This window comes from Paenibacillus sp. S29, assembly GCF_049319765.1.
Classification (GTDB): Bacteria; Bacillota; Bacilli; order Paenibacillales; family Paenibacillaceae; genus Paenibacillus; species Paenibacillus polymyxa_B.
Map to the genome: position 1 here is coordinate 65,297 of NZ_JBMOUI010000004.1, position 25,372 is coordinate 90,668.

Here is a 25,372-nt window from a genome sequence, read left to right on the forward strand (position 1 = left end):
TGTTAAGAGCATAAGCTATAGGATGTACAGAGAAGCTACAGGAGGGAAACATGCCTAGAAAAATATGGTGGAAGGAAGCCGTTGTATATCAGATTTACCCGATCAGTTTTCAGGATTCTGACGGAGACGGTAAAGGGGACTTACGAGGTATTTTGTCCAGGCTGGATTATTTGTGTGAGCTGGGTATTGATGTAATCTGGATTTGTCCGGTATATAAATCGCCTAATCACGATAACGGATATGATATTAGCGATTATTATGCCATTATGGATGAGTTTGGAACGATGGAGGATTTTGACGAACTGCTTCACCAGGCGCATGAACGAGGCATCAAAATCATGATGGATTTGGTATTAAACCATACATCGGATGAGCATCCGTGGTTTACGGAGTCACGCTCGTCCAAGGATAATCCGAAGCGGGACTACTACATATGGCGAACAGGCAAAAATGGCGGATATCCGAACAACTGGGAATCGTATTTCTCCGGTTCAGTGTGGAAATATGACAAGCTTACAGACGAATATTACATGCATCTATATTCCGAGCATCAGCCAGATCTGAACTGGGAAAATGAAGAGATGGTGGGCGAGCTCTACCGCATGGTGGAATGGTGGCTGAAAAAGGGAGTTGATGGCTTCCGTTTTGACGCCATTGCCCATATTGTCAAAGCCGAAGGGCTGCCGGATGCCGATAATCCTGACAAACGAACCCTGGTACGTGCCTATCAGCTTTTTTCCAATCTGGAACAGGTACATGTGCTTCTACGGATGCTGAATGAAAAATTACTGGAGCGTTATCCCTTAATGACAGTTGGCGAAACGTCTGGTTTAGGACCGGAACAGGCGCTTGATTATGTGGGGGACCAGCGGCATGAGCTGAATATGGTTTTCCAGTTTGAACACATGTTTATTGATGCCCAAGGGCTGGGGACGGAAAAATGGAAATCCAAGCCGTGGACACTGGTGGAGCTGAAAAAAATAATGAGCAGCTGGCAGACAGTGCTTCATGAGGAAGGATGGAATGCCAATTATCTGAACAATCATGATCAGCCGCGGGCTCTCTCGCGATTTGCGAATGATGGACAATATCGTGTGGAGTCGGCCAAAATGCTGGCAACCTTCACGCATATGCTAGAGGGTACGCCTTATATTTATCAGGGTGAGGAAATTGGGATGACGAATATTGCATTCCCGTCCATTGATGATTATCGGGATGTGGAAACGTTGAATTATTATGAGCAACAACGGAAGATCGGTGAGTCTGAGGAACAGATTATGGCAGAGATCTGGCGGAAAAGTCGGGATAATGCGCGTACTCCCATGCAATGGAATGCTGGACCCTCAGCCGGATTTACCGATGGAGAGCCGTGGATGAAGATTAACGATAACTACACACACATTAATGCAGAGGAAGAAAGAAGTAATCCAGACTCGATTTTCCACTATTATCGCAAGTTGATTGCTCTGCGTAAACAACATGAGGTCATAGTCTATGGCGAATACAAGCTGCTGTTGCCGCTGGATACGGAGCTGTATGTATTCACTCGTATGCTGGGAGAAGAGCGTTTGCTCGTCATTTTGAATTTCTTTGACCGTGATCCGGTGTACCACTGGCCCGAGGAGGACTTTCCTGTCGCTAAGGCGGAGCTGCTGCTGTCCAACTACAAGCCGGTTCAAGGGGAACAACTGCATGCCTTGAAGCTGCGCCCTTATGAAGCCCGAGTGTATAAGCTAACCATGCAATAGGCGTTGCTATCTTTAGAATGGTAAAAGGAAGGGAAGGTTCATAGAGAGACCTTCCCTTTCTTGGCGTTTGGCTAAATGGTAACTGTTTCAGCCAACTCACGTATTTTGGCGATAATCCGGTCTTCTTGATTTTCCCCCTCATTAGGGATCGATTCAGTCGCGAAGGCAGCCAGTTCAAGATGGTGATGAATCATGACGGCATGGTGTGCCTCCCTGAACATCGGAATATCGTTCGCATCATTGCCGAAGGCGATAAATTTACGGGGCTGCACACCAAGCTTCTGAAGCGCGTTCCATTTATGGATATTTTGCGGGCTGATAACGTATCGACTCATTAAATTCGATTACTATTTAGTGATAATGTTTCACCTTAAGGTTGTCTAGACTTTTAAACTCATACCCTTGCTTGCGAGCCTCGTCGATGATAGAACCAAGTGCCTCGGCATTGTCCTTGGATACGGAATGGAGCAGAATGACCGCACCAGGGTGGAGCTGACCAATGACTTGACGATAGGCATAGTCCGTTCCTTGCTGTATATTTGTGTCCCAATCCTTGTAAGCCACAGACCAGAATACGCTTGTATATCCGGCTTCTCGACAGGAAGCCAATGCTTTTTCACTAAAAATGCCGCGAGGCGGCCGGACGTATTTCATTTCTTTTTGCCCGGTTAGCTCTGCCGATGCATTTCGTACCCGATCTAGCTCAGACCGGATCTCTGTCGAAGAAATGGTGCTCATATCAGGATGGCTCCATGAATGGTTTCCGATAATATGGCCCTCACTGGCCATGCGTCGCATCAAATCAGGCTGGTCTTTTACAAAATGCCCCGTCACAAAGAAGGCGGCGGGAACCTTTTTGGCCTTCAATACATCCAGCACTTTGGGAGTATACCCATTCTCATAGCCGTTGTCGAAAGTGAGAAATAATTCTTTTTTAGTGGTATCCCCCAGAAAGATGCCACCTTGCCTTTCGATTAGTTGCATAAAGCCTTCTTGTGCGATGGAAGGCAGCTCCCCTCCCTTACTTTTTTTGAACCCAAAATGATAAGGCTGTCCGTCAACAGTCTGAGTAGCCCATGCGGGTTCTGCCGTAACTGTCAACATCCCTATAACTGCAACGCATAGCCACAAGGTAAATATTCGCTTCATCTATCTTCCTCCGCTTCCGTCCCGTTCGGGCAAGGTGTGTATGCTTCGGCATATTTCATACCATTTGCAATATCATGCTGATTTATGCAAGGACGTGAACTAACCAGACTCAAAACACATATTGACATGAATATTAAATCGAAGTAGTATACTTTATAAAACTTACTAGAATACTCGGATTTAGTTCGATCGTTTATGCCAAAGAAAAGCAATCAGCTTAGAACATCTTACATACTTGTGAGAACGGAAGGAGTTAGGACTCATGATTGAACTTAGGAATGTATCCAAAACCTATGTGAGAAAAGGTCTAAGTATTGAAGCGTTAAAAAATATAAATATCAAAGTGGATAAAGGAGATATTTTCGGATTTATCGGATTCAGTGGCGCAGGGAAAAGTACGCTGATCCGTTTGGTTAATCGTCTGGAGAAAGTAACCAGCGGAGAGGTTCTTGTTGAGGGGGAACAGTTAAATACCTATTCAACCTCTGGGCTGCGGAAGGTAAGGAAGAAGATCGGAATGATTTTTCAGCATTTTAATCTGCTGGAATCAAAGACAGTGTTCGACAACATTGCAATTCCGTTGGTGCTGCTTAAGCGCAACAAACGGGAAATAGAGAGGCGTGTAAAAGAGCTTTTGGCGTTCATAGGATTGTCGGACAAGGCGAATAGCTACCCCAGCGAGCTTTCCGGCGGACAAAAGCAGCGTGTGGGGATTGCACGGGCGCTTGCGAGCAACCCGTCCATTTTGCTCTGTGATGAGGCAACCTCAGCACTTGATCCGCAGACCACACAGTCAATTCTCGACTTGCTTCGCAAAATCAATAAGGAATACAAGATCACCATTTTGATCATCACCCATGAGATGTCGGTGATTCAGCGGATTTGCAACAAGGTAGCCGTAATGGAAAAGGGGGAAATCATCGAGCAGGGCAATGTCCTGGAGGTATTCGGGCAGCCGCAGCACCCAACGACGCAGAGCTTTGTACGCACGGTCATTCACGATACGGTACCCGAGAGTGTGCTGCAAACGTTTGAACAGCAAGAATCACAGCGAATATACAAGCTGGAATTTATAGGGCAGGTTGCTTCTGATCCGGTGGTTCATGAATTGATTCGGCAGCATGATATCCACGTGAACATTTTGTTTGCCAACATGACGGAGATTCAAGAAACGACGATTGGCTATATGACGATTCAACTGCGCGGTGGACAGCATGCCGTTCAGCAGGCTGTTGATTTTCTCAAGAGCAAAGGAGTCCATATTCAGGAGGTAGAGAGTCTATGATGATTACAGGAACTACGATCACCTGGGATCAACTGTGGGAAGCTTTGTATGAATCCGTGCTCATGGTCAGCATATCATTATTCATTGGCGCCCTGATCGGTATCCCTATCGGTATTTTACTCGTCATCACCCGTCCGGGCGGGATTCTGGAGAACAAATGGCTGCACAATATTTTGAATCCGATCATTAACATTGTTCGTTCCTTACCGTTTATTATCTTGCTGATTGCGATCATTCCGTTAACCCGTCTGATTGTGAATACATCCATTGGGACCAGCGCGGCAATTGTCCCCTTGATTATATATATTGCGCCATATATCGGAAGGCTGGTCGAAAACTCGCTGTTGGAGGTAAATCCGGGGATATTGGAGGCAGCAGATGCGATGGGGGCGACCCCGTATCAGGTCATTCGATACTTTTTGCTTCCTGAGGCATTCAGTTCTCTGATTTTGTCGTTAACGACAGCAGCCATTGGTCTGATTGGTGCTACTGCTATGGCTGGTGCGGTCGGCGGAGGCGGAATTGGCGATCTGGCGATCGCATATGGCTATCAACGTTTTGATACGCTGGTTATGCTGATTACCGTCATCATTCTAGTCTTGTTTGTACAAGGTGTTCAGTCCTTGGGGAATCTGCTCTCCCGCAAAGCACGCAGGGGTTAAATTAGATGTTTTTCTTTTTCACCTATTGTCTGTTCATAGCTTGTAATTTTATAATCCATGCGTTCCAACACATTTTCCATATCTTCCATTTTTGCAATGAGCTGCTTGCGCTGCTCTATTAGGAGCTCTTTTCTAGCATTCATCGTTTCATCACCTTGCTGGAACAACCTAACATACTCAATCAAAATTTCAATGGGAAGTCCTACGCCTCGCATACATTTAATATATTCAACCCATCTGCAATCTTCTTCCGTGTAATCCCTGATGCCACTTTTATTACGGTTCACACGCGGAATAAGTCCGATGCGTTCATAATAGCGGAGTGTATCCTGAGATAGTTCAAATTTTTTGCTTACTTCTGCGATCAACATGCAGACTTCACCTCCTGATTTCTGATCAAGAAACGCCCTATGTAAATGGATAGGGCGTTCTTGTCGTTTCTTATTTCGAAACTGTCATTTCATCCATATTTACTGAGCGCCAACAACCGGATGAGGAACATACGGCTCTTCCAGCAATGCAATTTCTTCAGGTGTTAACGTAATCGAAAGAGCAGCTACTGCATCTTCGAGATGAGACGTTTTCGTAGCACCGATAATGGGAGCTGTTACCGGTTCTTTCTGTAGCAACCAGGCAAGTGCGATTTGAACGCGAGGAACTCCACGTTTTTCTGCGATGGCCGCAACCTGCTCCACGATCAATCGATCGGTATCGGCAGTCGCATCGTATTTAGATTTCGCAACCTGATCGGTTTCGGAACGATGTGTTGTTTCCTGCACATCACGCGTCAATCTTCCACCTGCAAGCGGGCTGTATGGAATCACACCGATTTTTTCTTCCTTACAAAGCGGCAGCATCTCTCTCTCCTCTTCACGATATAAGAGATTTAAATGATTCTGCATTGAAACAAATCGGGTCCATCCATTCTTTTCAGCGACATGTAACGCCTTTAGAAACTGCCATGCGTACATAGCAGAAGCACCAATATATCTTGCCTTCCCGGCCTTCACAACATCATGTAATGCTTCCATCGTCTCTTCAATAGGGGTATTGTAATCCCAGCGATGGATTTGGTACAGATCCACATAATCTGTCCCCAGTCGCTTAAGGCTCTTATCTATTTCACTCATGATAGCCTTTCGGGAAAGTCCCGCACCATTCGGGCCTTGATGCATACGGAAATGAACCTTGGTCGCGAGGACAATTTCATCTCGATTCGCATAATCCTTTAAAGCCCGTCCAACAATTTCTTCGCTAGTTCCATCTGAATATACATTCGCGGTATCAAAAAAATTAATACCTAGCTCCAGGGCATTTTTTATAATGGGACGACTGCGCTCTTCATCTAGTATCCATGGGTGAATCCACCGTTCTGCAACCCCAAAGCCCATACACCCAAGACAAAGCCGGGATACATCCAAGCCGGTATTTCCAAGTTTCACATAGTCCATTTGATTATACCTCGCTTTCCTAGATATTGTTTTCTTCAAATGTAGTCTACTCCAGCTACTTACACCGGATATTATTACATTTGGAGTTCACTCCAAGTCAAGCAATTTTGCTCCGGAATGATTCGTGTAGGACTAATTGTTCAGAATCGGTTCAGTGGGGTTTCGTATACTTCTCTTAGCATAGTTCCTTGGTTGCATAAATCGTAGAACTAAACATGACTAAAGCCTTTGATAAAACAGGATATATGCCAATAAATAGTGTCTAGGAGTGGAAATGTTGAAACTTGTAAATCGAAATAAATGGATTGCATCTGCGATGGTATTGGGTATTGCTTCAGGTTCAATCGTATCTCTGCCTTGGGTGGGCGGCGTCCAGACTGCTTATGCAGCGACAGCAGATACGCAAAGCGAAACTGGATTTGTAACACAAGCTCGCACCTTGGGTTTGATGACAGGCGGTAATCAGGGCGATTTTATGGCTCAAAAAAATTTGACCCGTGCAGAAGCGGCTAAAATTTTGTGCAGTCTGTTCCAGTTGGAAGTTAACAACCAGTCGCAGACTTCTTTTATGGATGTATCGTCAGATGCATGGGGCGCTCCCTATATTGAGGCTGTACGTGCAGCCGGGTATATGACAGGTAACGGGGAACTGTTCCGTCCGGGGGATGCCATTACCAAGGAAGAACTGATCGTATCGCTCGTACGTGCAATGGACTTACAGGATGCCGGCACAGCGAATGCACAGCAAAATGCAGTTCAAGTTGCCCGCTCTTATGGTCTGTTATCAGAGGATGCTTCTACAACGGATTTGAAAAATCCATTGAACCGGGAGAGTGGTGCGGAAGTATTCGTCAGCCTGCTGGATCATCCGGTAGGAGAAGTGAAATCAGAGGGCAATACTGTTCGAATCGGAAATATCCCGTATCAGTTGGAAGGATCTTTGCAAGGTTTGTTTGGTGAAAATAACAAAGCTGTACTAAAAGGGGCAAAATTCGACCTTAACCGTAATTTGCGTACACTGACAGGTGTGAATAAGCTGGAAATTAACGCAGACGGTGGCGTTTTTGACGGCAAGGGCGTGTCTTTTGAGGGGCGCCTGATCGTTAATGGCTCGGTAACCTTGAAGAACATGTCCTCTACAGGGGTATTGGAAATCAAAGGCTCAGGGACCCAGCCTGTATCGGCCATTTTGGAAAATACGGCATGGTCTGGTGTGGAGCTGGGCTCTAAGGATGCAAAGCTGACAGCAACCGGGACGACGAAGATCGACAACCTGACGCTGAAAAATGATGCATCGATCGTGACCGAGGGAAATGCCGCGATTAGCCGCGTTTCGTTGCAACAGGGACTGGGCAAGCTGTTGGTTAGCGGCAGTATTGGTTTGCTGGATGCATCACAATATGTGGGCGTTCCTTTTATTACGCTGGCTAAGGGAGCTACAATCAACCAGCTTAACCTGCCGGAACAAAAACAGCCGCAGGATGTTATCATTAACTATGATGCGATGAAAGAAGCTGTTAGTCTCGTGAATGGCACGACGAACTCGTCCTCTGCTGGATCAGTTGTCACGGAAACAGAGAGCAAAGATAAGAAAAAACACAACAGTGATATTGTCAACGTAGACCGCAGTCAGCTGGAGGCAGAAGTCCATGCAGCCAAAGATCTGCTGGATCGTGCAGGTGAGGGTGGACCGGATCAGGCACTCTACCCGGCTACGGCGAAGGAAAGCCTGTCGGCAGCAATCCATCAGGCTACGCTGGTACTCAACAATACTACAGCTACACAGGCAGAGGTAGATCAAGCGCTCAGCACATTGAAACAGGATGTTTCTGTGTACACAGATTCAGCCACAGAACCGGCGATTGGAACACAGGAATTAGTTAGACTGATTCAGGTAGCTTCGACTACCCTTGAGCAAAATCGAATGGTTAGCGACGAATTCCCGCCTCTTTGGGATGAATCACTAAGTCAAGCTATTCAATTTGGCAATAATGTGTTGGAAGGGAATGCGCCTCAAAATATTGTGGATCGGGAAGTAGTAAGCCTGCGTCGAGTAATTAAAGTATACGAAGCATCGGTAAGACTCAGAGATGCCTATCTGCATTTTCTCGATGTAACGGATCATGTGGAGAATTTGAAAACAGACAAAGCGCGTTACAAGTCCGTAGTGAGGGAAGGATCAAACGTATATCTGAATCCATTATCTACAACGGAGCAGTTGGACGAATGGACACAAAAAATAGAAGGTACCACAGAATCATTCTTGGCACTGCAAGCAGCGGACTTCTCAGTGCTTAAAAATACTTTACAAGAAGCGCAGGTTATCTACGATCAGAGTGGCTCTCAAAATGCCGAACTGGGCAACCTCATTCAGGAATATACAGAGAAGATGCACACCGCTATGACGCAACTGGATGTATTGAACTTGAACATGGAGCTGAGTCAAAGGCTTGCGGAATTCACTGCACCAGTGCCTGCTACAACTCGGGAAAAACTGCAACAGCTGGTTCATGACGTTCATCTAAAACTGCTGTCTGACCCTATCGCTCGTAATTATTTGAATACGGAAATGCTCCCTTTAGAGCAACTAGCAGAACAAGCCAACTTTGCACTCATGATGCCGTTTACTCCTGAGGAGCAATTGGTGATCTCTTATAATCAATTAAGTCAGGCTAAAGGGAACTATATTGAAAAATATAACGAGAAAAGACTACAATTAAGACACGAAATCATTGAAATGCAGGCATCGATCAATGGAATTTTGGTGCAAAATTCAGGCTCATTAAGCGCTGAAGCCCAGCAAGCCTTGTCTTCTGCTTCAGAGCATGCCTCCATCTTCTTAGGTTTGCCTAGCTTTGAATTGCAAGACGTGGTTCCTGTATACGAGGAGTTGCAACAGGTACAGAGCCAGTATGCTGCACCAATAGCAGTGGATACCATGTTCTTAAATTTCAACATAAGTATAGCTAATAATGAAGTTCAGACGTTCGGCCGTCATTATACCCAACAAGATAACGAAGAACTTCAAGGGCAAATTAATCAGGCAAGCCTTGTGCTTAATACTCCGGATATTACACAGCTTCAGGTAGATCAGGCTAACACAGATTTGATTACAGCACTTTCGAACTACCAATCCAAATGGATCGTAACTGATCTTGATATCAATGAGCTCAAGAACATTGCGAACAATCTGCTTACAGTAAATGGTACAGATCCTACGACGGTCTACTTTCACAGAGTAGTGGATGCATACAATCGTCTGGACCAGTATTATCCTATGCCGGAAATCAAGAAAAATTATATGAATCTGGAAGATGCGATTCAGGAGTATAAAGATTTTATAGCCAGCCAGCAACAAAGCAGCGGAACAGGAAGCAGTGACAGCAGCGGTGGAGCAACACCACCAAGCGATAGCAGCGGAACAGGAAGCGGCGACAGCAGCGGAGGAGCAACGCCGCCAAGCGATAGCAGCGGAACAGGAAGCGGCGACAGCAGCGGTGGAGCAACACCACCGAGCGATAGCAGCGGAATAGGAAGCGGCGACAGCAGCGGTGGAGCAACACCACCAAGCGACAACAGCGGAACAGGAAGCAGCGATAGCAGCGGAGGAGCAACGCCGCCAAGCGACAACAGCGGAACAGGAAGCGGCGACAGCAGTGGAGGAGTAATACCACCAAGCGATAGCAGCGGAGACGATTCAGGCTCGATTCCTGGCGGTGGCAATGATGAAGGCATGATTCCTTAACAAGGGAAATGCAGGGAGTACAAGGGTGTATAAAAGGGGACGATTCCGCACAGATTTTTGTCTGCGGCGGGCGTCCCTTTTTGCATGGGCAGCGCTTCTAATACAGCTGGTTAGAATAACCGATACTAAAAGATAGACGATATTGAAAAGAGCGGGGGATTTATGAAAAAACAGGGGGTTTTATTTTTTATTATACTTCTGCTTGCGGTTGCGTTGCCGGTGTATCCGTTAGTGTCAGGTGTTTTATCTGGAAACAGTCATTGGAAAGCACACAACGGTGTTATTGATTTGCGTAATTGGGACCCTGAAAAGGAAGGCCCTATACAGCTGGGAGGGGAGTGGAAATTTTACCCCAATCAGCTTGTGCAACCTTCATCCTTTCATGAAATGCAACAAGATAAGGATTGGGAAAATCATCAGAGTTCTTCAGAGTTGAGGCTGGAAACGAGTTCTTCTGCCAAGATTGTGGATGTGCCTGGTAAATGGAATCAGTGGATGCCTAAGGGACAGGCGACCGGATATGGAACCTATCATATCCGTGTGCTGTTGCCTGAAAAAGCGGAAAATCTGTACGGCATCTATATGCAAAACATTCGCAGCGCCAGTCAAGTATGGATTGACGGAGAAAACGTGGGAGCAAGTGGTATTCCCTCTGTTTCTGCCGACAAGGGCAAGCAGGGCAATGTTCCCTATGTTGGATTTGCAGCGATAGATGGACATTCGGCTGATATTACCGTGCATGTGGCTAATTATAGCTACTCCTCCGGTGGAATCATTTATCCACTGTTATTTGGGGATTACGAGAGTATTACGCATAGCCGGGAAGTTGCAATGGCAGAGGACACCATACTGATAGCAGGATTTTTTATTCCTACCGTATTTTTTATCATGCTATACCTTTTACGTAAAAAGGAGAAGGCATTGCTTTACTTAGGATGCTTTTGTATCGCGGCTTTATTTTATATTCTGACACATGGAGAAAAGCTGCTGGCTTGGGGAATACCGGACTTACCTTATGAATGGATACTGAAAATACAGTCGTTCTCGTCAACCCTGTTCTACTATTTTCTGATCCACTATGTTCATCTTTCGACGCAGATTGTTATGAATCGGCTCGTGCTGCGCCTCTATAATATTACAACCGCACTGATGCTGGGTATGGGGCTATTTCTGCCTACATTGGTACTCTCATCCTTTGAAGCATTTATTCTTCTTTTTGGTGTAGTCAGTGTGGGATATGTATTACTGATCTTGATTCGTGGGCTTCTTCAACGGACGGATGACGCTGCACTGCTAGTCATTAGTATTATGAGCATTCTTATGATTGTAGTGACTAATTTTGTGTATATTCTGGGCTGGGGAGATGTGCGTGGGGTGACAGCCTATGAAATGCTCATATTCGTATTGGCTCAAACGCTCCTGCTGGCCAAACGTTTTGTACATTCGTTTATGGAGGTTGAGAACCTGTCACGACGGTTGCTAACACTGGATGGGTTAAAAGATGAATTTCTGGCCAATACGTCACATGAACTGCGCACTCCTCTGCATGGAGTCATTAATATCGCTCAATCCATGCTAGACCGCTACGGGACACAATTCAATGAGCCGCAAAAGCACAACTTGGTCTTGATTGCGAATATAGGACGCAGACTTTCGTATTTAATTAACGATATTCTGGATTTTTCTAATTTGAAAAATGGCAGATTAGCCTTAAATCGTCGGCCTGTCAATGTACAGGCAGCTGTGAAGTCCGTGTTGGAGGTATTGGGTCATACAGTGGGTAAGAAAAAGATTCAATTTGTCAAAGAATTGCCCAATTCGTTGCCCAAGGTAGATGCGGATGAGGATCGGCTGATTCAGATTTTGTACAATTTGTTGGGGAATGCGGTGAAATTTACGGAGGAAGGCGAAATCGTTATCTCTGCCAAAGCGGGGAACCGTGAAATGGAAATCAGTGTGAAGGATACCGGGTCCGGTATTGCCCAGGAGCATCTTTCGCATATATTTGAACCCTTTAACCGAGGGGCGAATGCTGAGGATGAAGGATACAGTGGAACAGGGCTTGGATTAGGCATAGTCCGTCGTCTGGTGGAGCTGCATGGTGGTCATATCCGGGTAGAATCTAGATTGGGCAAGGGTTCGACCTTTTATTTTACACTGCCCTTAGCGCAGACTGGAACGTTGGCACATGAAGCTCAAAAAGATGTTTCGTCTGCGGTGATATTGCAGCCTGGTGTGACGTCGGGTCGGAATGTGATTCCGCAGGAAGAAGATGCACTGGAGCAAGTTCAGACTGTTCCTTACAAAGTGCTGGCTGTAGATGATGATGCGGTTAATCTTCGGGTGCTGGAGGAGCTATTATATACCACAGGTTGTAGCGTGGTGGCGGTGGATCATGCCGAGGAGGCACTTCACATGCTGAATGGCCGTTCCCGATTTGACCTAGTCATTACGGATTGGATGATGCCGGAAATGTCCGGTATTGAGCTGTGCCGACGGATACGGGAACGGTATTCCCTGTCCGAGCTACCGGTGTTGCTGCTGACGGCACGCGACCTGCCCGGGGATATCCGCGCAGGTTTTATGGCGGGAGCTAATGATTTTCTGCGTAAGCCTGTTGATGCTGAGGAATTAAAGGCGCGTGTGCGTACGCTGTTGAACATGCGTCATTCGGCGGAGGAAGCGGTGCGTTCGGAAATGGCCTTTTTACAGGCACAAATCAAGCCGCATTTTCTGTACAATGCCTTGAATGTCATTGTTTCGACCGTAGCCGTAGACCCGGACAAAGCAGCGGAGCTGCTCATGGAGCTGAGTCAGTATTTGCGGGGCAGTTTTGATTTTCAGAACAGGGAGAATACGGTGCCATTATCCAAGGAGTTGGAATTGGTAGAATCGTATGTGGCACTGGAAAAAGCACGATTTGAAGAACGTTTGCAGGTGACCGTAGAGGTAGGAAGGAACATCCGGTCGCTCATCCCGCCATTAAGCATTCAGCCCATCGTGGAAAATGCGATACGGCATGGTGTGATGCAACGGGCAACAGGTGGAACCGTGCGAGTGGTTGTGCAGGAGGATGGAACCGATTTTGTGGTCAGCGTGACCGATGACGGCGTAGGGATTCCGTCCGAGCGACTGGAACAGCTGCTGTCGGAGGATCATGTATCTTCCAGCGTGGGACTGCGTAATATCCATCGCCGTCTTATCCATATGTATGGAGAAGGATTGCGAATTGAAAGTAATCCTATGCAAGGGACGACGGTAAGCTTCCGTGTGCCGGAAACGACCTCGCCCCGGAATACCGATGAATAAAAAAAAGTACAGTGCATTTGTCGGAAAAGCTAAAGTCACGCCCGCAATGATACGATATATAAAATATAAGAAATTAAAAATCGTATGGATAAAGCAGATAGCATGTAAATAGAACATCATGATAAATGGTTGCAGCAGGAAGGGAGTACGGACACAAATGAAGGCGATTTTGATTGATGATGAGAGGTCGGCATTAACCTACTTGGAACGGTTGCTGGAGGCGGACGGACGGTTAACGGTAATGGGCAAATATACGTCTGCACAAGCGGGGCTGGATCATCTGGCAGCAGAACGTGCGGATATTGTTTTTATAGATATCGGAATGCCAGAGATGAATGGTCTAGAGGCCGCCGAGTGGATTCAACAGCTGGATTCCCATATTCATATCGTCTTTGTGACCGCGTACTCGGATTATGCTATTGAAGCGTTCGAGCTGCAAGCACTGGATTACTTGTTAAAGCCCGTTCATGCCCGGCGGCTATCCAAAACGTTAGATCGGATTGCAGCCACGCTGGCTGATCCCCGTTCTTCTAGTTTGGGAGCTTCAGCAGAGCAATCCCCCAAGGTACGTTGTTTTCAAAAACTTGAAATTTTGGAGGATGGACAGGAAGCTGTAGGTGCGAAACCATTCAAATGGCGCACATTAAAGTCGCAGGAGCTATTTTCCTTCTTATTACACCATGAAGGGGAATGGGTGAGCAAAGAACAACTGCTGGATGCGCTGTGGCCTGAATATCATTTGGACAAGGCTGTTGTTCACCTGCACACGTCCATTTACCAAATCCGCAAGGCGTTGAAAGAACGGATGCAAGATACGAAGCTGGAATATAATCTGGATCGCTACCGCTTGAACCGCAATGGCTGGATTACAGATGTGGAGCTATTCGAGCGGGGAATATCCGAATGGGCTGCATCCGGTAGCGGCGGTAAGCCGCGTATTGAGAGCCTGTTGGCACTATACCGTGGCAACTATCTGGAGGAGCACGATTACCCGTGGGCATATGCAAAAAGGGAGAAGCTGCGCAATATGTATCTGGCATGTGCTTCTGAGCTGGCGAGAGAAGAGCTTCGCTCAGGTCGTACCCGGCAGTCTGTTCAGCGCTTACTCAGCCTACAGCAACGGGAGCCGTACTCAGACGATATCTGCAGTCTGCTGCTGACAGCCTACGCCCAACTGGGCGATTATACCGCTGCGCAAAAGCATTATGAAAGCTTCATCAGAATACTGGAAGATGAGTTGGGTATTGAGCCGCAGCAGGTGACGCACCAGTTGTACATGCAATTGAAAACACAGACGCTACCTGCGTAAACTGCTGTACTGGCTCAGGTAGCACCTTCTTCAGCTCAGACAGGACAAGGCGGTAACCCCATTTCGATCAATGCTTCGGATGTTGGGGTAGTAAGAACAGATGTTAAAAACAAATAATCGACAATAGAAGCTCATATTCAACGTAAAAAGACCACCGGGAACAAGTTAACTATCTTGTTCCTGATGGTTTCGCTTTTTTGCCGTTATTCGGCAGGTACTTTCATCAGCATCCGCCTATAGAGGCTTATGCCCTTTTCTACTGAGCAGGCGCTGCCTTCAGTACAGCGTATCCGTAGGGTGGAAGCTTGGCAAGGAGCCCCTTCTCTCTAACGGACCACTGGCTTTCGCCAAAGGCTAATTTCCATTCTTGCTCAGGAATATCCAGTTCAAAAACGTGATCCTCATCGGAACGGTTGAGCAGCACGAGCAGTACTTCTTCCTCGCTGCGGCGCTCGTAGGCAAGTGAGGTGCCCTCTGGCTGTGCCTCCAAAAAGGTGATGCTCCCCTGATCACGGAGGGCCGGGTGCCCCTTACGAAGCGCAATCAGCTCGCGATAAAAGTCGAACAGCTCGCGGTCCTGTTTGTCGGTGTCCCACTCCATACACTTGCGGCAGCCTGGATCGGCATCTCCATCCAGGCCGATCTCATCGCCGTAATAGATGCAGGGTGCGCCCATGTACGTGAACTGGAACAGGGCGGCCAGTCGCATCAGCCGCTTGTCATCCCCGCACAGTGTCAGCAGGCGCGGTGTGTCGTGGCTATCCAGCAGATTGAAGGCAACCTCGGATGCTTGCTGTGGATAGCGGGCCAGCTGTCGTCCGATGGCGAAGGCAAAGCTTTGAGCATCGGTCACTTTTTTGACGAAAAAATCATTCACCGCGTAGGTGAACGGATAATTCATCGTTGCATCGAACTGATCCCCCTGAAGCCATTCAGACGATTCATTCCACATTTCACCCAAAATGTACGCATCTGGATTGGCCTGCTTGACCGTAGTGCGGAATTCCCGCCAAAAGGCGTGATCCACCTCGTCTGCCACATCCAACCGCCAACCATCGATGCCGATTTCTTCGATCCAGTGCTTTGCCACATCCAGAAGGTACCTTTTCACCTCAGGATGTTCGGTATTCAGCTTGGGCATCATCGGTTCCAGCCCGAATGTATCGTACGTCGGTATGCCATCCACCACTTTCAGGGGAAAGCTATGTACATGGAACCAGTCCTTATAAGGCGAGGCTTCGCCTTTTTCTTGCACGTCAACGAACGGTTTAAACGTACGCCCTGAATGGTTGAACACCGCATCAAGCAGCACCCGAATTCCTCGGTCGTGGCAGGCATCGACCAGTTTTTTTAATGTCTTTTTGTCCCCAAAATGCGGGTCCACCTCCATATAATCCTCTGTATCATATTTATGATTGGTCGTCGCCTTGAACACAGGAGTCATATATATGGCGTTAATCCCTAGCGCGTTCAGGTGATCCAGGTGATCCAGAATCCCCTGAAGATCACCACCGAAAAAATTGTCTCTTTGTGGTGTTCCGCCCCATGTCTCTGCACCTTCTGGGCTGATGGAGGGGTCACCGTTCGCAAAACGTTCCGGGAAAATCTGATAAAATACAGCATCCTTCACCCATGCAGGTGGCTTCAGAATATCAATCGGGTTCAAAAACGGATATTGGAACAGTTTATCTGCATTTTGGGGTTCCTGGGTGGTGAAGTCGTCCTCGTTCATCCAAATACGTTCCTCACCGTCTTCTAGCAAAAATCCATATTTCAGCCGACGGTGAGTAGGTTTTACGCTGCATTCATAGTAATCAAACCTGCTATCGGTAGCGAATTTGGACATCGGGACAAGCTGTCGGGTGCGGTCCCAATCGTATTTATCTCCGGTGAGAGCATGAACGGTATTTAGGTCATTTTTCTTCGCACGTAGCCGTAGAAATATCGTTTCATCATTGTAACCAAAAGCCCAATTACGTTTCGGGTGATGGTATATCGCTTCCAGCAGCATCGGGTAGTCCTCCTTTTTTACGAGCAATCAAATTTGAAAATGTGAAGCGTATGTCGTATAAGGTAGTTATTAACCTTTTTAAGTGGGTTATGTACCATAAATGCTATAATGCCCATTACATAAAAGAAAAACGATAAGTAGGTGTCTATTATGAAAACAAATGTGCTATACATCGAAGATGACCAGGATATTGGTGCTTGGACGCATCAGTATTTGGAAGAGCGGAATTACGCTGTAACCTGGCTTCGCAGCGGGGATGGGGCTGTGGAAGCAGCCCGTACGTGCCAACTCGTGATTTTGGATGTGATGTTACCCGGTCTGGATGGATTCACCATGGGGAAGCGGCTCAAGAAAGAGTACCCGGAGCTTCCCATTCTCATGTTGTCTGCCCGTACATCCATTGACGATAAGCTGCAAGGACTGGATTTCGCCGACGATTATGTAACCAAACCCTTTCACCCGGATGAGCTCATAGCACGTATAGAGATTTTGCTGCGCCGCTCGGGAACCGTGCCCGAAGAATCTTTACAACTGGGGCATCTCTCTGTGTTCTCTCCTGATAACCGTATTGTGAACCGTGATACAGGGGAGGAAATTACACTGACAGGCAAGCAATACCACATTTTTGCTTATTTGCTGCGGCATTTGGGCCAAATTATGACAAAAGAGCAAATGTATGAAGCGGTGTGGGGAGATCCATATATCGACGGAGACAAAACTTTAATGGTCCATATCCGACATCTCCGCGAAAAGCTGGAGATCGATCCTGCGGCACCCCGCATCATTGAGACGATCCGTGGTGTAGGATATCGGGTGAAAGCATAATGAGCAGGACGCGCAAAAATTGGAGGAGGCTGCACCCCAGCTCTAGGCCAGGTCAGGGAGGTCGGTTTCGCAGTTCACTGTTGTTCCGTTATCTGGTCATTATTGTGGTTGCTATGATGCTATTGCCCATTGTGTTGCCTGCTACAGCCTTGATATATAGCGTGTTATTGAATTGGGGGGCGGAGCTCAAGCCTAAAAACGCTTACTATCCCTCTACTACCCATACCGAAAATAGCTGGCATCGCGAAGCTGTAGCTTTGAAGGGAGCCACACCAGAGCAAATCTCAGCCCATCTGCGCAAAATACAACAAGATATGTTCCCTAACTCACAAATATTTTGGGTGGATACCGCAGGTAAAACAAGGTTGGAGTTACCGACACAACCTAACATGCCAAAACAATGGAACGCTGCGCAGGCTATAGCTTTTATGAAGCAAGCAAGCTATGAGGGGCCGTTTACGGTAGTAGCCTTTATTGGAGGGGGCAAGAATGATGTAAATCAGGGCTATATGGTGTTAAAAGTGCCCCGTTCGTTCTTTGAACAGCCACCTACAGATAGTAGCATGTTCATGTACTATCTCTTTTTTATCGTATTGGTTTTGGGCGCTTTTATATTCGTATCTCTTCTGTTTTTTGGAGGCATTCGGCGTAGACTGTTGCAGCTTCAGGCCGCCATGTCGCAGCGAGGAGAGGATGGCTTGCCTATTCTTGTTACCACTGGACGCCCGGATGAAATCGGCAAGCTGGAAGAAGCATTTAATCAGATGGTTGAGCAGTTGGCAGAAAGTCGGGGACGTGAGCGTCAAGAGGAAGACCTGCGGAAGAGACTGGTCGCGGATCTGTCACACGATATTCGGACGCCGCTTACGGTCGTGCGTAGCCATCTGTATACACTAGATAGTGAAAATCTGAGCAGCAGAGGGAAACAGTCGATTACACTGATGGAAAACAAGCTAAAAGACCTTGGGAGTCTGATCGACAATCTGCTCACCTATAATCTGCTAGCTAGTGGGAAATACACTATGAATAACACACCGCGTGATATCCTGCGGCTAGTGCGGGAGTGTGTAGCCAGCTGGTATCCGGTGTGGGAAAAGGAGGGTTTTGAAGTGGATATCGACCTGCCCGAACATAGTATGGTGTGGAATGTCGATGAGCAAGGCTTCCGCCGTCTGCTGGATAATCTTTTTCAAAATGTAGTTCGCCATGCTGCCGCAGGCCGATATATCGGTGTTCAAGTACAGAAAGATAATGGGACAGAGACATTGGTCATCGTAGATAAAGGGCCCGGTATGGAGCAACAGTCCAGTGAAAAAGGCGCAGGGATTGGTTTGGCGATTACAGAACTGCTGGCTCGCGAAATGAATTTGGAGAGGGAGATTATCAGTTCATCAGCCGGGACCCGAATCCGTTTTTTAAACAAAACTTAAACTCATAGTTCCCTTGGCTTTAAACTTGGCACGTTACGATAGGTGTCGAGGTGAGGAACTTGAACGAATACATTATTGAAACGAACAGTCTCAGCAAAATATACAAAGGCCGCGCGGCGGTTAATCAGCTGGACCTGAAAATAGCTCGAGGAGATATTTACGGATTTCTGGGTCCGAATGGAGCGGGAAAAACGACAACAATCCGCATGCTGCTTGGACTTATTCGCCCAACTCGAGGAACGATCCGTATATTCGGCAAAGATATTCGCAGACATAAGCTCGATATTTTGCGTAAAGTCGGCTCGTTGGTGGAGTATCCTTCGTATTATGGTCATTTGAACGCAATTGAAAATCTGGAGGCCATTCGCCGTATTTTGAATGTACCCAAGCAAAACATTGCGGAAGTATTAGAGGTCGTCCGACTGACCAAGCATGCCAAACGTCCAGTCAAAGGCTACTCGCTGGGCATGAAGCAGAGACTGGGTATTGCAGCAGCCCTGCTTGGGAATCCCGAAGTACTCATTTTAGATGAGCCTACGAATGGTTTGGACCCGGAGGGTATTCAGGAAATGCGCACATTGATTCAGGCGATGCCCGAGCAACGGGGGATCACCGTACTGGTATCCAGCCATCTGTTGAGTGAGGTAGAGCATATGGCGAATACCGTGGGTATTATCCGTGAAGGAGAGTTGGTCTTTCAAAACACGATTCACAATCTCCGTCAGGAATCTGCAGGCGGGATTCGGATCGTAGTGTCGGAACCGGAAGCAGCCCAGTTGATTGCGCGTGAGCAGGGCTACCATTCAGTGAAGGACGGATCGGCGCTGGATTTCGAGAACATGAATGATGCGGCTGTTGCGCTGTTGGTCAGAAGATTGGTCGAAAATACGCATGCCGTATACCGTGTGGAGGAACGCCGCAAATCGCTGGAAGATATGTTCATGCAGGTAGTGGGCAAAGGAGGGGCTTCCTTATGATGCTGCGAGCGTTCACGGCGGATCTGCTCAAAGCACGCAGAAAGGGAATCTGGTTCTTGGTGTTCCTCGGTCCCCTAGGGCTGGTAGCGATGCAGGGACTGAACTTTGGACTCCGCTATGATTATCTGATTCCGCGATACAAGGGGCGCTTATGGGAAGGCTTGATGGATAACATCGCTATTTTTGTCCCCCTTGCGCTGGTATTAGGAGCTACGATGTTCGCTTCCATGCTGGCGAATGTGGAACATTCGTCTAACTCTTGGAAGCAGCTGCTAGCTTTGCCTATCTCCAAATTTAGTGTTTATATGGCCAAGCTGGCGCTGGCGATCGGGATGCTGTGCGTGTCCTGTCTACTCCTGACGGTAGGGACTTGGGTGTTGGGAATGATTCTTGGCTTCGGGGGAGAGCCCGCACCCGTAGGGGAACTGCTACGACTCGGGTTTTGGCCTTTGGGCGGCACGTTGCCTATGCTCGTATTATTGTTGTGGTTAACGGTCACGTTCCATAATCAGGCGCTGCCTGTAACACTGGGCATTACGTTAGGCATCGGCAGCTTGTTTGCTTCACAGCTGTCCGAATGGTTTCCGTTGGCCTGGCCGCAATTCGCATGGGTTGCACCTCAAGCGTGGATGTTTGCGTCCGTCGGGTGCGGAACGGGCATACTTCTCAGTCTGCTAACAGCGGCCCATTTTAGCCGAAAGGATGTGGCGTAATGTTCGGAGGATATATACGGCTGCTTTCTGTTGAACGTATGAAAATGGCCAAATCGCCCGTCTGGCTGCTTGCGTTCGTCAGCCCGGCGATTGCCGTCTTGATTGGCTTGCTGGCGAATCCGGGAGGGAACTGGCTGTTGCTGTTGACTGCCATGCTTACATTACATGCCATGCTGTTCATGCCGATGCTGACCGCCGTATTTGGATCTCTAGTCTGCCGATTCGAGCATGGGGGCGGCGGTTGGAAGCAACTCATGTCATTGCCATTGTCCCGCACCAGTCTGTATGCGGCTAAGTTGACCATCATTATGGCCTTGGTCGGATTGACTCAGCTACTGTTCGGAGGAGCGCTGCTGGGTGTCGGAGCTGTGCAGGGCATGAACGGACCAATCCCTTGGGCCGTGATCGCTCAAAGTTTGCTCGCAGGCTGGGTAGCCTGCCTGCCGCTGGCTGCGTTGCAGTTGATGGTGTCCTTCTTGTGGTCCAGCTTTGCCGCACCGCTTGCGTTGAATTTCGTCTTCACCGTGCCGAATATTCTGGTCGCCAATTCTCAAACCTACGGTCCGTACTATCCATGGACACAGCCTTTATTGGCGATGATGCCGAGTGGAAGAGACAACTTCGGGGCGTTCATGGTGCCAACTGACACACTGTTGACGGTTATAATAGGTAGCTTTGTCGTATTTACGTTGGCGGGACTGAACGTATTTCGTTATAAAGAGATATAGGGCGAAATACGGGGACTGCAAAAACTCCTTATCCTCAATGAGGGTAAGGAGTTTTTTACTGTGCTATTGATTTACACTAAGCCTGAAACGGCACGGATATTATTGCTGATAAGGTGACAAGAGGCGTCGAACTTCGCTTGTTCTTCCGGACTTAGCTCTAGCTCGATGACCTCTTGGATTCCTCTGCTGCCGATAATCGCCGGAACGCCCGTGCAGACATCGGTGTGCCCGTACTCGCCGTCCAATACAGCAGAGACCGCTATAATTTTACCATCATCATTTAAAATGGAACGGGTAATGTACGCCAGCGCATTGGCAATACCAAAATAAGTGGCGCCTTTGCGGGTGAAGATCTCCCAGCCTGCATCCCGAGTTTTACGGGCAATGTCGTCCAGATCGACGTGGCTGAATCGTTCCTTATGCTGACGCAAAATGTGCAAGAGCGGCTTGCCGCCAATCGTGACGTGTGACCAGGCAACGAATTGGGATTCGCCATGCTCGCCAAGCGCATATCCTTGTACGCTGCGCGGATCTATGGAAAATACTTCAGAAAGCAACGTCTTGAGTCGGGATGAGTCAATGGAGGTGCCCGTGCCGATCACCTTGTTGCGCGGCAGACCGGATATACTTTGTACCATATACGTTACAATGTCGACAGGATTAGCGGCAATGACGAATATACCATCGAAGCCACCCTCCATAATCGCTGTTACAATCTCTCTGGTAATAAGCACTGCGTCGTCCAGCACAGATAGGCGGTCTTGACCCGGTTTAGGGTTGGCTCCAGCCGTTATAATCACAACGTCCATATCCGTGCAGTCTGCATACGTGCCGGCACGCACCTTGGTACGTGTGGACGTAAAATCCATACAATGGGACAGATCCAGTGCATGGGCCAAAGCCCGATCATACGTGCGGTCAATCATCATGATCTCATCACAAATGGACTGATTAACCATTGAGTAGGCACAGCTCGAACCGACCATTCCCGCGCCGACAATAGCTACTTTCCTTGCCTTCCCCTTCATCTATGTTGCCTCCTCGTTCCAGCGAACGTTAATATGCTACAAATTATGCCTGAAATACATTTTACGTTACATAACATAACATATTGCTGATCTTTTGAAAATATCCATTTTTTTGCCTCCATTCCGGGAAATTAAAAATAAACTGTGAATAGAGGTGTTCTTTAGGATTAATTATAGAGTGAACGTGAATTATCAATACTTTTACTGGAAGATAGGAGAGCATGTTTCAATTTATATTTTTAAGGTGAATTCTGTGCAAATTATAACCTGAACTATCTTGATGGAAGGAATAGTGCCATGAAAACAATGAAAGTATGACATTTATGTGACGTACTTTAAAGAGTTTCAAGGACATACTTGAACGGAAGTATGCTCTGCAATGTCGTTTCTTGTATATCTACAAATATTCCGTTATGACAAAGGTTCTTAGCAGTCTGCAATATTAGAACATTTTTGCCAAAGGGTTTCCAATGGATTTCGCGAATTCTACATATACAAGCTTATTTCTTTCCATACCATCCGGGGAGGTAATGATTAAATGGAAGAAAGCAAATCGACGACGGAAGCAGCAAAACAGTTGGGAATCGGGGCGAGTACCCTTCGTAAATATGCAGCGGCGCTGGAGGAGCAGGGGTATGTGTTTCAGCGTTCCGCGAATCAATCGAGGATGTTCAGTGCTGAGGATGTTGAGTGCTTGAAGGTGATGCGGAGGGCGTTGCGTGAGCAGCATATGACGATGGAGCAGGCGGTTCAGGTGGTCCTTGAGAGAGTGACCGCTCCCTTTCAAATGGAGGATGAAGAGTTCCGCTTGCCACCCATCTCGGATGCTGAGTCACTAACCGCAACCTGGGAAGAAATAATGGCGGCGGCTGAGGGTAGGGAAGAGACGGTCATGCAGGCGCAAGCAGCTGCTACGGTAGAACTGACAGAGTTACAGGATGAAATGAATGCTCAGGAACTGTCAGAGGAACCCATGCAGCTACAGGCGCAGGAAGAGTTGCAGACTTTGGAACCAACCATTGAGTATAGATTGGAGCAAGCACCTGTAGCCGTACAAACGCGGGAGTCCGTAGAGCCGCAAGAACTGGCGCAGATGCAGGACATGGTGCAAACCGCTTTGTTGGAAATGCGGAGCCGTTTGGAGGAGCTGGAAGCAGAGCACAGCCGTTTGGTGGAAAAGAATATCAGCCTGTCTAACCAACTGGAGGATCAAAAACGCTGGATGAAAGAAAAGGTTGACGAGGAACGAGATCGGCAGCTAATTACTAATTTGCGTACCTACCAGGGCAGGCAACGCAAATCGCGCGGTTCGTTGTTGTCCTGGCTTGGTCTGACACCGCGCAGACGCAGAGAGGCATAACCAGCATCTTTTCTGATAAAGACCATCAGACCTTCCCGGTTCTGATGGTCTTTTATCGTGGATGGTATAATAACGGAATACAAGAATACGAGAACAAGCCGTATAAGAAACGTTGCTGCGGCATGTAGAGGAAAGGATATAAATATGTTTGCTTGGTTGCGAAACGCATATGAATCATGGATGGATTATCCGAAACAGCCTGGCGATTTACTGAGCGGACGTTATGATGTTCGTTCGCTTTTAGGCATGGGGAGCTATGGTCTAACCTACCTCTGTCTGGATCGGCACAGCGGACAAGAGGTGGCAGTGAAAATGCCCAGACCGAGCAAACGGGCGGAGGCAGTTCAGCTATTGCAGCGCGAGGCTCATATTATGCGGCAGATGGAACACCCCTATATTCCGAAGCTGCTCGAAATTGTCGAACATTCGAACGGAATAGTTGTGGTTATGGAATACATCTCCGGCACGACGTTGGAGGAGCTTATATTTGAACAGGAGCGTTCCTTTACGGAACAGGAATGCATTGTCTACATTTTGGAGTTAATGGAGCGAGTTCTGCATGTGCATGAACGGGGCTATATCCATCGGGATATCCGCATTCCCAATGTGATTCACCGTGAGGGGAAGCCTTACCTGATCGACTTTGGTCTTGCTCTGGCGGTAGGAGAGCGACAGGAGGATATATTTACCGAATCCATGCTGGAAAAGCGCGCACCCGAGCGACATGATGTCGCCGTCTACAGCGATTTGTACGATGTCGGACATTTAATGCTTTTTATGCTGTATAGCAGTTACGAGCCTCAGCCGGATCAACCGCCGGCAAGCTGGCAGGAAGAATTGAAGCTGAGTTCACCTGTGCGTCATATGCTGGAGCGTCTTTTTCAGATTCGGCCACGTTATGAGAATAGCCGACAGTTTATGCAAGAGCTGGAGGAAGCATTGTTGCTGCTTGAGGTTAACCCATAACGTCCCTAAAAATAAACAGGCATTCGCCGCAAAAATGGGGGAATGCCCCCCTTACGCATTTGACCAGGTCTACATACAATGATCCTGTAAATGAGCGAAGGGAGTGTTGTAAATGAGTCATATGTGTGGAGTAGGCGGTATGGGTTGCGGCGTAGGAGCATGGACCTCTGTAGGAGCGATTCTGGTTCTGTTTATTTTGCTGGTGATCATCTCTAAAACCCTGTTTCTGTAATTTCGGTCTTGGCCGATTTCCTGTAAAATGCACAGATGTTGCCCTGCATAACGAAGGGCGCACAACAATAAAGCGAAGGCCCTTGAGATAAGAAGGGTCTTCGCTTTATAGGGTTTGAAGGAGCCTGTGGCATGCTTCTTGTGTTACGCTCTATTCCGTCGCTACTTCTTGCTGTTTGGCTAGGAACTGGAGTAATGACGGCGTTTATCCTTGTAATAGCGGTGTCCATTGTGACTATTCTTGTAACCATCTGAAGAAGAATGGCGTTTACGTTCACGTTCATAATAACGGTCTGAGCTGCTGTATCGCCGCTTATGAGAATGAGAGGTGGAATGTAGCAGGCGGTGCAGTAATTGTTTGAGCATCGTCTAATCCTCCTTCTTACCCTGCCAACTGACATAACAGGTTTTTATAAAACGGTAATACGCAGCAGCGTTAGAACAG

General features: G+C 47.6%; 21 protein-coding genes. 14 read left to right on the forward strand and 7 right to left on the reverse strand.

Annotated elements, in window-relative coordinates; all coding sequences use genetic code 11:
* Positions 1–50: 50 nt before the first annotated feature.
* Positions 51–1,748 (forward strand): glycoside hydrolase family 13 protein, encoded by a 1,698-nt coding sequence (locus ACL9RM_RS08050; protein WP_250267275.1) that lies wholly within the window; start codon positions 51–53, stop codon positions 1,746–1,748.
* 71 nt (positions 1,749–1,819) lie between these two features.
* On the opposite strand, the gene ACL9RM_RS08055 is transcribed toward ACL9RM_RS08050, so the two are convergent.
* Positions 1,820–2,083, reverse strand: a complete 264-nt coding sequence (locus ACL9RM_RS08055) for an HAD family hydrolase (protein WP_250267276.1) — start codon at positions 2,081–2,083, stop codon at positions 1,820–1,822.
* Positions 2,084–2,099: 16 nt separating this feature from the next.
* Positions 2,100–2,897, reverse strand: a complete 798-nt coding sequence (gene pdaA / locus ACL9RM_RS08060) for a delta-lactam-biosynthetic de-N-acetylase (protein WP_250267277.1) — start codon at positions 2,895–2,897, stop codon at positions 2,100–2,102.
* A gap of 262 nt (positions 2,898–3,159) precedes the next feature.
* Here pdaA and ACL9RM_RS08065 point away from each other — a divergent pair, with 262 nt between their 5' ends.
* Entirely contained in the window at positions 3,160–4,182 is a 1,023-nt protein-coding gene (locus tag ACL9RM_RS08065; RefSeq protein WP_061831142.1) for a methionine ABC transporter ATP-binding protein, read from the forward strand.
* The gene (locus ACL9RM_RS08070; RefSeq protein WP_250267278.1) at positions 4,179–4,844 is read left to right on the forward strand and encodes a methionine ABC transporter permease; all 666 of its coding nucleotides are present in this window, start codon (positions 4,179–4,181) and stop codon (positions 4,842–4,844) included. Before ACL9RM_RS08065 ends, ACL9RM_RS08070 begins: the two co-directional genes overlap by 4 nt.
* Here the strand turns inward: ACL9RM_RS08070 and ACL9RM_RS08075 are convergent.
* A complete protein-coding gene (locus ACL9RM_RS08075) occupies positions 4,841–5,215 on the reverse strand; it encodes a MerR family transcriptional regulator (protein ID WP_235307049.1) in 375 nt (124 codons plus the stop codon). The genes ACL9RM_RS08070 and ACL9RM_RS08075 overlap by 4 nt on opposite strands.
* Before the next feature lie 99 nt (positions 5,216–5,314).
* Complete coding sequence (locus tag ACL9RM_RS08080) at positions 5,315–6,295, reverse strand: aldo/keto reductase (protein WP_028541203.1); 981 nt, start codon at positions 6,293–6,295, stop codon at positions 5,315–5,317.
* Between the two features lie 274 nt (positions 6,296–6,569).
* Between ACL9RM_RS08080 and ACL9RM_RS08085 the strand changes: the two genes are divergently transcribed.
* The 3 genes from ACL9RM_RS08085 to ACL9RM_RS08095 all read left to right on the forward strand — a co-directional run bounded on the left by ACL9RM_RS08085 (position 6,570) and on the right by ACL9RM_RS08095 (position 14,658).
* The gene (locus ACL9RM_RS08085; protein ID WP_250267279.1) at positions 6,570–10,040 is read left to right on the forward strand and encodes an S-layer homology domain-containing protein; all 3,471 of its coding nucleotides are present in this window, start codon (positions 6,570–6,572) and stop codon (positions 10,038–10,040) included.
* A gap of 162 nt (positions 10,041–10,202) precedes the next feature.
* A complete protein-coding gene (locus tag ACL9RM_RS08090) occupies positions 10,203–13,349 on the forward strand; it encodes an ATP-binding protein (protein WP_250267280.1) in 3,147 nt (1,048 codons plus the stop codon).
* A gap of 157 nt (positions 13,350–13,506) precedes the next feature.
* Positions 13,507–14,658 (forward strand): response regulator, encoded by a 1,152-nt coding sequence (locus tag ACL9RM_RS08095; RefSeq protein ID WP_250267281.1) that lies wholly within the window; start codon positions 13,507–13,509, stop codon positions 14,656–14,658.
* 256 nt (positions 14,659–14,914) lie between these two features.
* Here the strand turns inward: ACL9RM_RS08095 and ACL9RM_RS08100 are convergent, their stop codons facing one another.
* Positions 14,915–16,669, reverse strand: a complete 1,755-nt coding sequence (locus tag ACL9RM_RS08100; protein ID WP_250267282.1) for an alpha-glycosidase — start codon at positions 16,667–16,669, stop codon at positions 14,915–14,917.
* Between the two features lie 150 nt (positions 16,670–16,819).
* On the opposite strand from ACL9RM_RS08100, the gene ACL9RM_RS08105 reads away from it, so the two are divergent.
* Genes ACL9RM_RS08105 through ACL9RM_RS08125 form a run of 5 tightly spaced genes read left to right on the forward strand, consistent with a single transcriptional unit; the run spans position 16,820 to position 21,342 of the window.
* The gene (locus ACL9RM_RS08105) at positions 16,820–17,494 is read left to right on the forward strand and encodes a response regulator transcription factor (RefSeq protein ID WP_061831149.1); all 675 of its coding nucleotides are present in this window, start codon (positions 16,820–16,822) and stop codon (positions 17,492–17,494) included.
* The gene (locus tag ACL9RM_RS08110) at positions 17,494–18,924 is read left to right on the forward strand and encodes a sensor histidine kinase (RefSeq protein ID WP_250267283.1); all 1,431 of its coding nucleotides are present in this window, start codon (positions 17,494–17,496) and stop codon (positions 18,922–18,924) included. The genes ACL9RM_RS08105 and ACL9RM_RS08110 overlap by 1 nt, the downstream gene beginning before the upstream one ends.
* A 59-nt stretch (positions 18,925–18,983) precedes the next feature.
* The gene (locus ACL9RM_RS08115) at positions 18,984–19,901 is read left to right on the forward strand and encodes an ABC transporter ATP-binding protein (protein WP_250267284.1); all 918 of its coding nucleotides are present in this window, start codon (positions 18,984–18,986) and stop codon (positions 19,899–19,901) included.
* Positions 19,898–20,614, forward strand: a complete 717-nt coding sequence (locus ACL9RM_RS08120; RefSeq protein ID WP_250267285.1) for an ABC transporter permease — start codon at positions 19,898–19,900, stop codon at positions 20,612–20,614. The genes ACL9RM_RS08115 and ACL9RM_RS08120 overlap by 4 nt, the downstream gene beginning before the upstream one ends.
* The gene (locus ACL9RM_RS08125; protein WP_250267286.1) at positions 20,614–21,342 is read left to right on the forward strand and encodes an ABC transporter permease; all 729 of its coding nucleotides are present in this window, start codon (positions 20,614–20,616) and stop codon (positions 21,340–21,342) included. The genes ACL9RM_RS08120 and ACL9RM_RS08125 overlap by 1 nt, the downstream gene beginning before the upstream one ends.
* A 71-nt stretch (positions 21,343–21,413) precedes the next feature.
* Here ACL9RM_RS08125 and ACL9RM_RS08130 read toward each other — a convergent pair whose 3' ends face one another.
* Positions 21,414–22,370, reverse strand: coding sequence for an L-lactate dehydrogenase (locus ACL9RM_RS08130; protein ID WP_250267287.1), 957 nt, complete (start codon positions 22,368–22,370; stop codon positions 21,414–21,416).
* A 538-nt stretch (positions 22,371–22,908) separates the two neighbouring features.
* On the opposite strand from ACL9RM_RS08130, the gene ACL9RM_RS08135 reads away from it, so the two are divergent.
* The 3 genes from ACL9RM_RS08135 (at position 22,909) to ACL9RM_RS08145 (ending at position 24,928) form a co-directional block, all read left to right on the forward strand.
* A complete protein-coding gene (locus ACL9RM_RS08135) occupies positions 22,909–23,730 on the forward strand; it encodes a MerR family transcriptional regulator (RefSeq protein ID WP_250267288.1) in 822 nt (273 codons plus the stop codon).
* Positions 23,731–23,874: 144 nt separating this feature from the next.
* Complete coding sequence (locus ACL9RM_RS08140; RefSeq protein ID WP_250267289.1) at positions 23,875–24,696, forward strand: serine/threonine protein kinase; 822 nt, start codon at positions 23,875–23,877, stop codon at positions 24,694–24,696.
* Positions 24,697–24,808: 112 nt separating this feature from the next.
* Positions 24,809–24,928: a hypothetical protein gene (locus ACL9RM_RS08145; RefSeq protein ID WP_013369112.1), complete on the forward strand. Its 120-nt coding sequence runs from the start codon at positions 24,809–24,811 to the stop codon at positions 24,926–24,928.
* A 179-nt stretch (positions 24,929–25,107) separates the two neighbouring features.
* Here the strand turns inward: ACL9RM_RS08145 and ACL9RM_RS08150 are convergent, their stop codons facing one another.
* Positions 25,108–25,293 carry a hypothetical protein gene (locus ACL9RM_RS08150; RefSeq protein ID WP_061831157.1) on the reverse strand — a complete coding sequence of 62 codons (186 nt, stop codon included), beginning with the start codon at positions 25,291–25,293 and terminating at the stop codon, positions 25,108–25,110.
* Positions 25,294–25,372 lie beyond the last annotated feature (79 nt).

Excerpts from the sequence above, each read along its gene's own strand:
- pdaA (WP_250267277.1), bottom strand. The coding sequence starts at position 2,897 with ATGAAGCGAATATTTACCTTGTGGCTATGCGTTGCAGTTATAGGGATG.
- ACL9RM_RS08075 (WP_235307049.1), bottom strand. The coding sequence starts at position 5,215 with ATGTTGATCGCAGAAGTAAGCAAAAAATTTGAACTATCTCAGGATACA.
- ACL9RM_RS08150 (WP_061831157.1), bottom strand. The coding sequence starts at position 25,293 with ATGCTCAAACAATTACTGCACCGCCTGCTACATTCCACCTCTCATTCT.
- ACL9RM_RS08085 (WP_250267279.1), top strand. The coding sequence starts at position 6,570 with ATGTTGAAACTTGTAAATCGAAATAAATGGATTGCATCTGCGATGGTA.
- ACL9RM_RS08080 (WP_028541203.1), bottom strand. The coding sequence starts at position 6,295 with ATGGACTATGTGAAACTTGGAAATACCGGCTTGGATGTATCCCGGCTT.
- ACL9RM_RS08100 (WP_250267282.1), bottom strand. The coding sequence starts at position 16,669 with ATGCTGCTGGAAGCGATATACCATCACCCGAAACGTAATTGGGCTTTT.
- ACL9RM_RS08105 (WP_061831149.1), top strand. The coding sequence starts at position 16,820 with ATGAAAACAAATGTGCTATACATCGAAGATGACCAGGATATTGGTGCT.
- ACL9RM_RS08055 (WP_250267276.1), bottom strand. The coding sequence starts at position 2,083 with ATGAGTCGATACGTTATCAGCCCGCAAAATATCCATAAATGGAACGCG.
- ACL9RM_RS08090 (WP_250267280.1), top strand. The coding sequence starts at position 10,203 with ATGAAAAAACAGGGGGTTTTATTTTTTATTATACTTCTGCTTGCGGTT.
- ACL9RM_RS08095 (WP_250267281.1), top strand. The coding sequence starts at position 13,507 with ATGAAGGCGATTTTGATTGATGATGAGAGGTCGGCATTAACCTACTTG.
- ACL9RM_RS08145 (WP_013369112.1), top strand. The coding sequence starts at position 24,809 with ATGAGTCATATGTGTGGAGTAGGCGGTATGGGTTGCGGCGTAGGAGCA.
- ACL9RM_RS08110 (WP_250267283.1), top strand. The coding sequence starts at position 17,494 with ATGAGCAGGACGCGCAAAAATTGGAGGAGGCTGCACCCCAGCTCTAGG.
- ACL9RM_RS08125 (WP_250267286.1), top strand. The coding sequence starts at position 20,614 with ATGTTCGGAGGATATATACGGCTGCTTTCTGTTGAACGTATGAAAATG.
- ACL9RM_RS08050 (WP_250267275.1), top strand. The coding sequence starts at position 51 with ATGCCTAGAAAAATATGGTGGAAGGAAGCCGTTGTATATCAGATTTAC.
- ACL9RM_RS08135 (WP_250267288.1), top strand. The coding sequence starts at position 22,909 with ATGGAAGAAAGCAAATCGACGACGGAAGCAGCAAAACAGTTGGGAATC.
- ACL9RM_RS08140 (WP_250267289.1), top strand. The coding sequence starts at position 23,875 with ATGTTTGCTTGGTTGCGAAACGCATATGAATCATGGATGGATTATCCG.
- ACL9RM_RS08070 (WP_250267278.1), top strand. The coding sequence starts at position 4,179 with ATGATGATTACAGGAACTACGATCACCTGGGATCAACTGTGGGAAGCT.
- ACL9RM_RS08130 (WP_250267287.1), bottom strand. The coding sequence starts at position 22,370 with ATGAAGGGGAAGGCAAGGAAAGTAGCTATTGTCGGCGCGGGAATGGTC.
- ACL9RM_RS08065 (WP_061831142.1), top strand. The coding sequence starts at position 3,160 with ATGATTGAACTTAGGAATGTATCCAAAACCTATGTGAGAAAAGGTCTA.
- ACL9RM_RS08120 (WP_250267285.1), top strand. The coding sequence starts at position 19,898 with ATGATGCTGCGAGCGTTCACGGCGGATCTGCTCAAAGCACGCAGAAAG.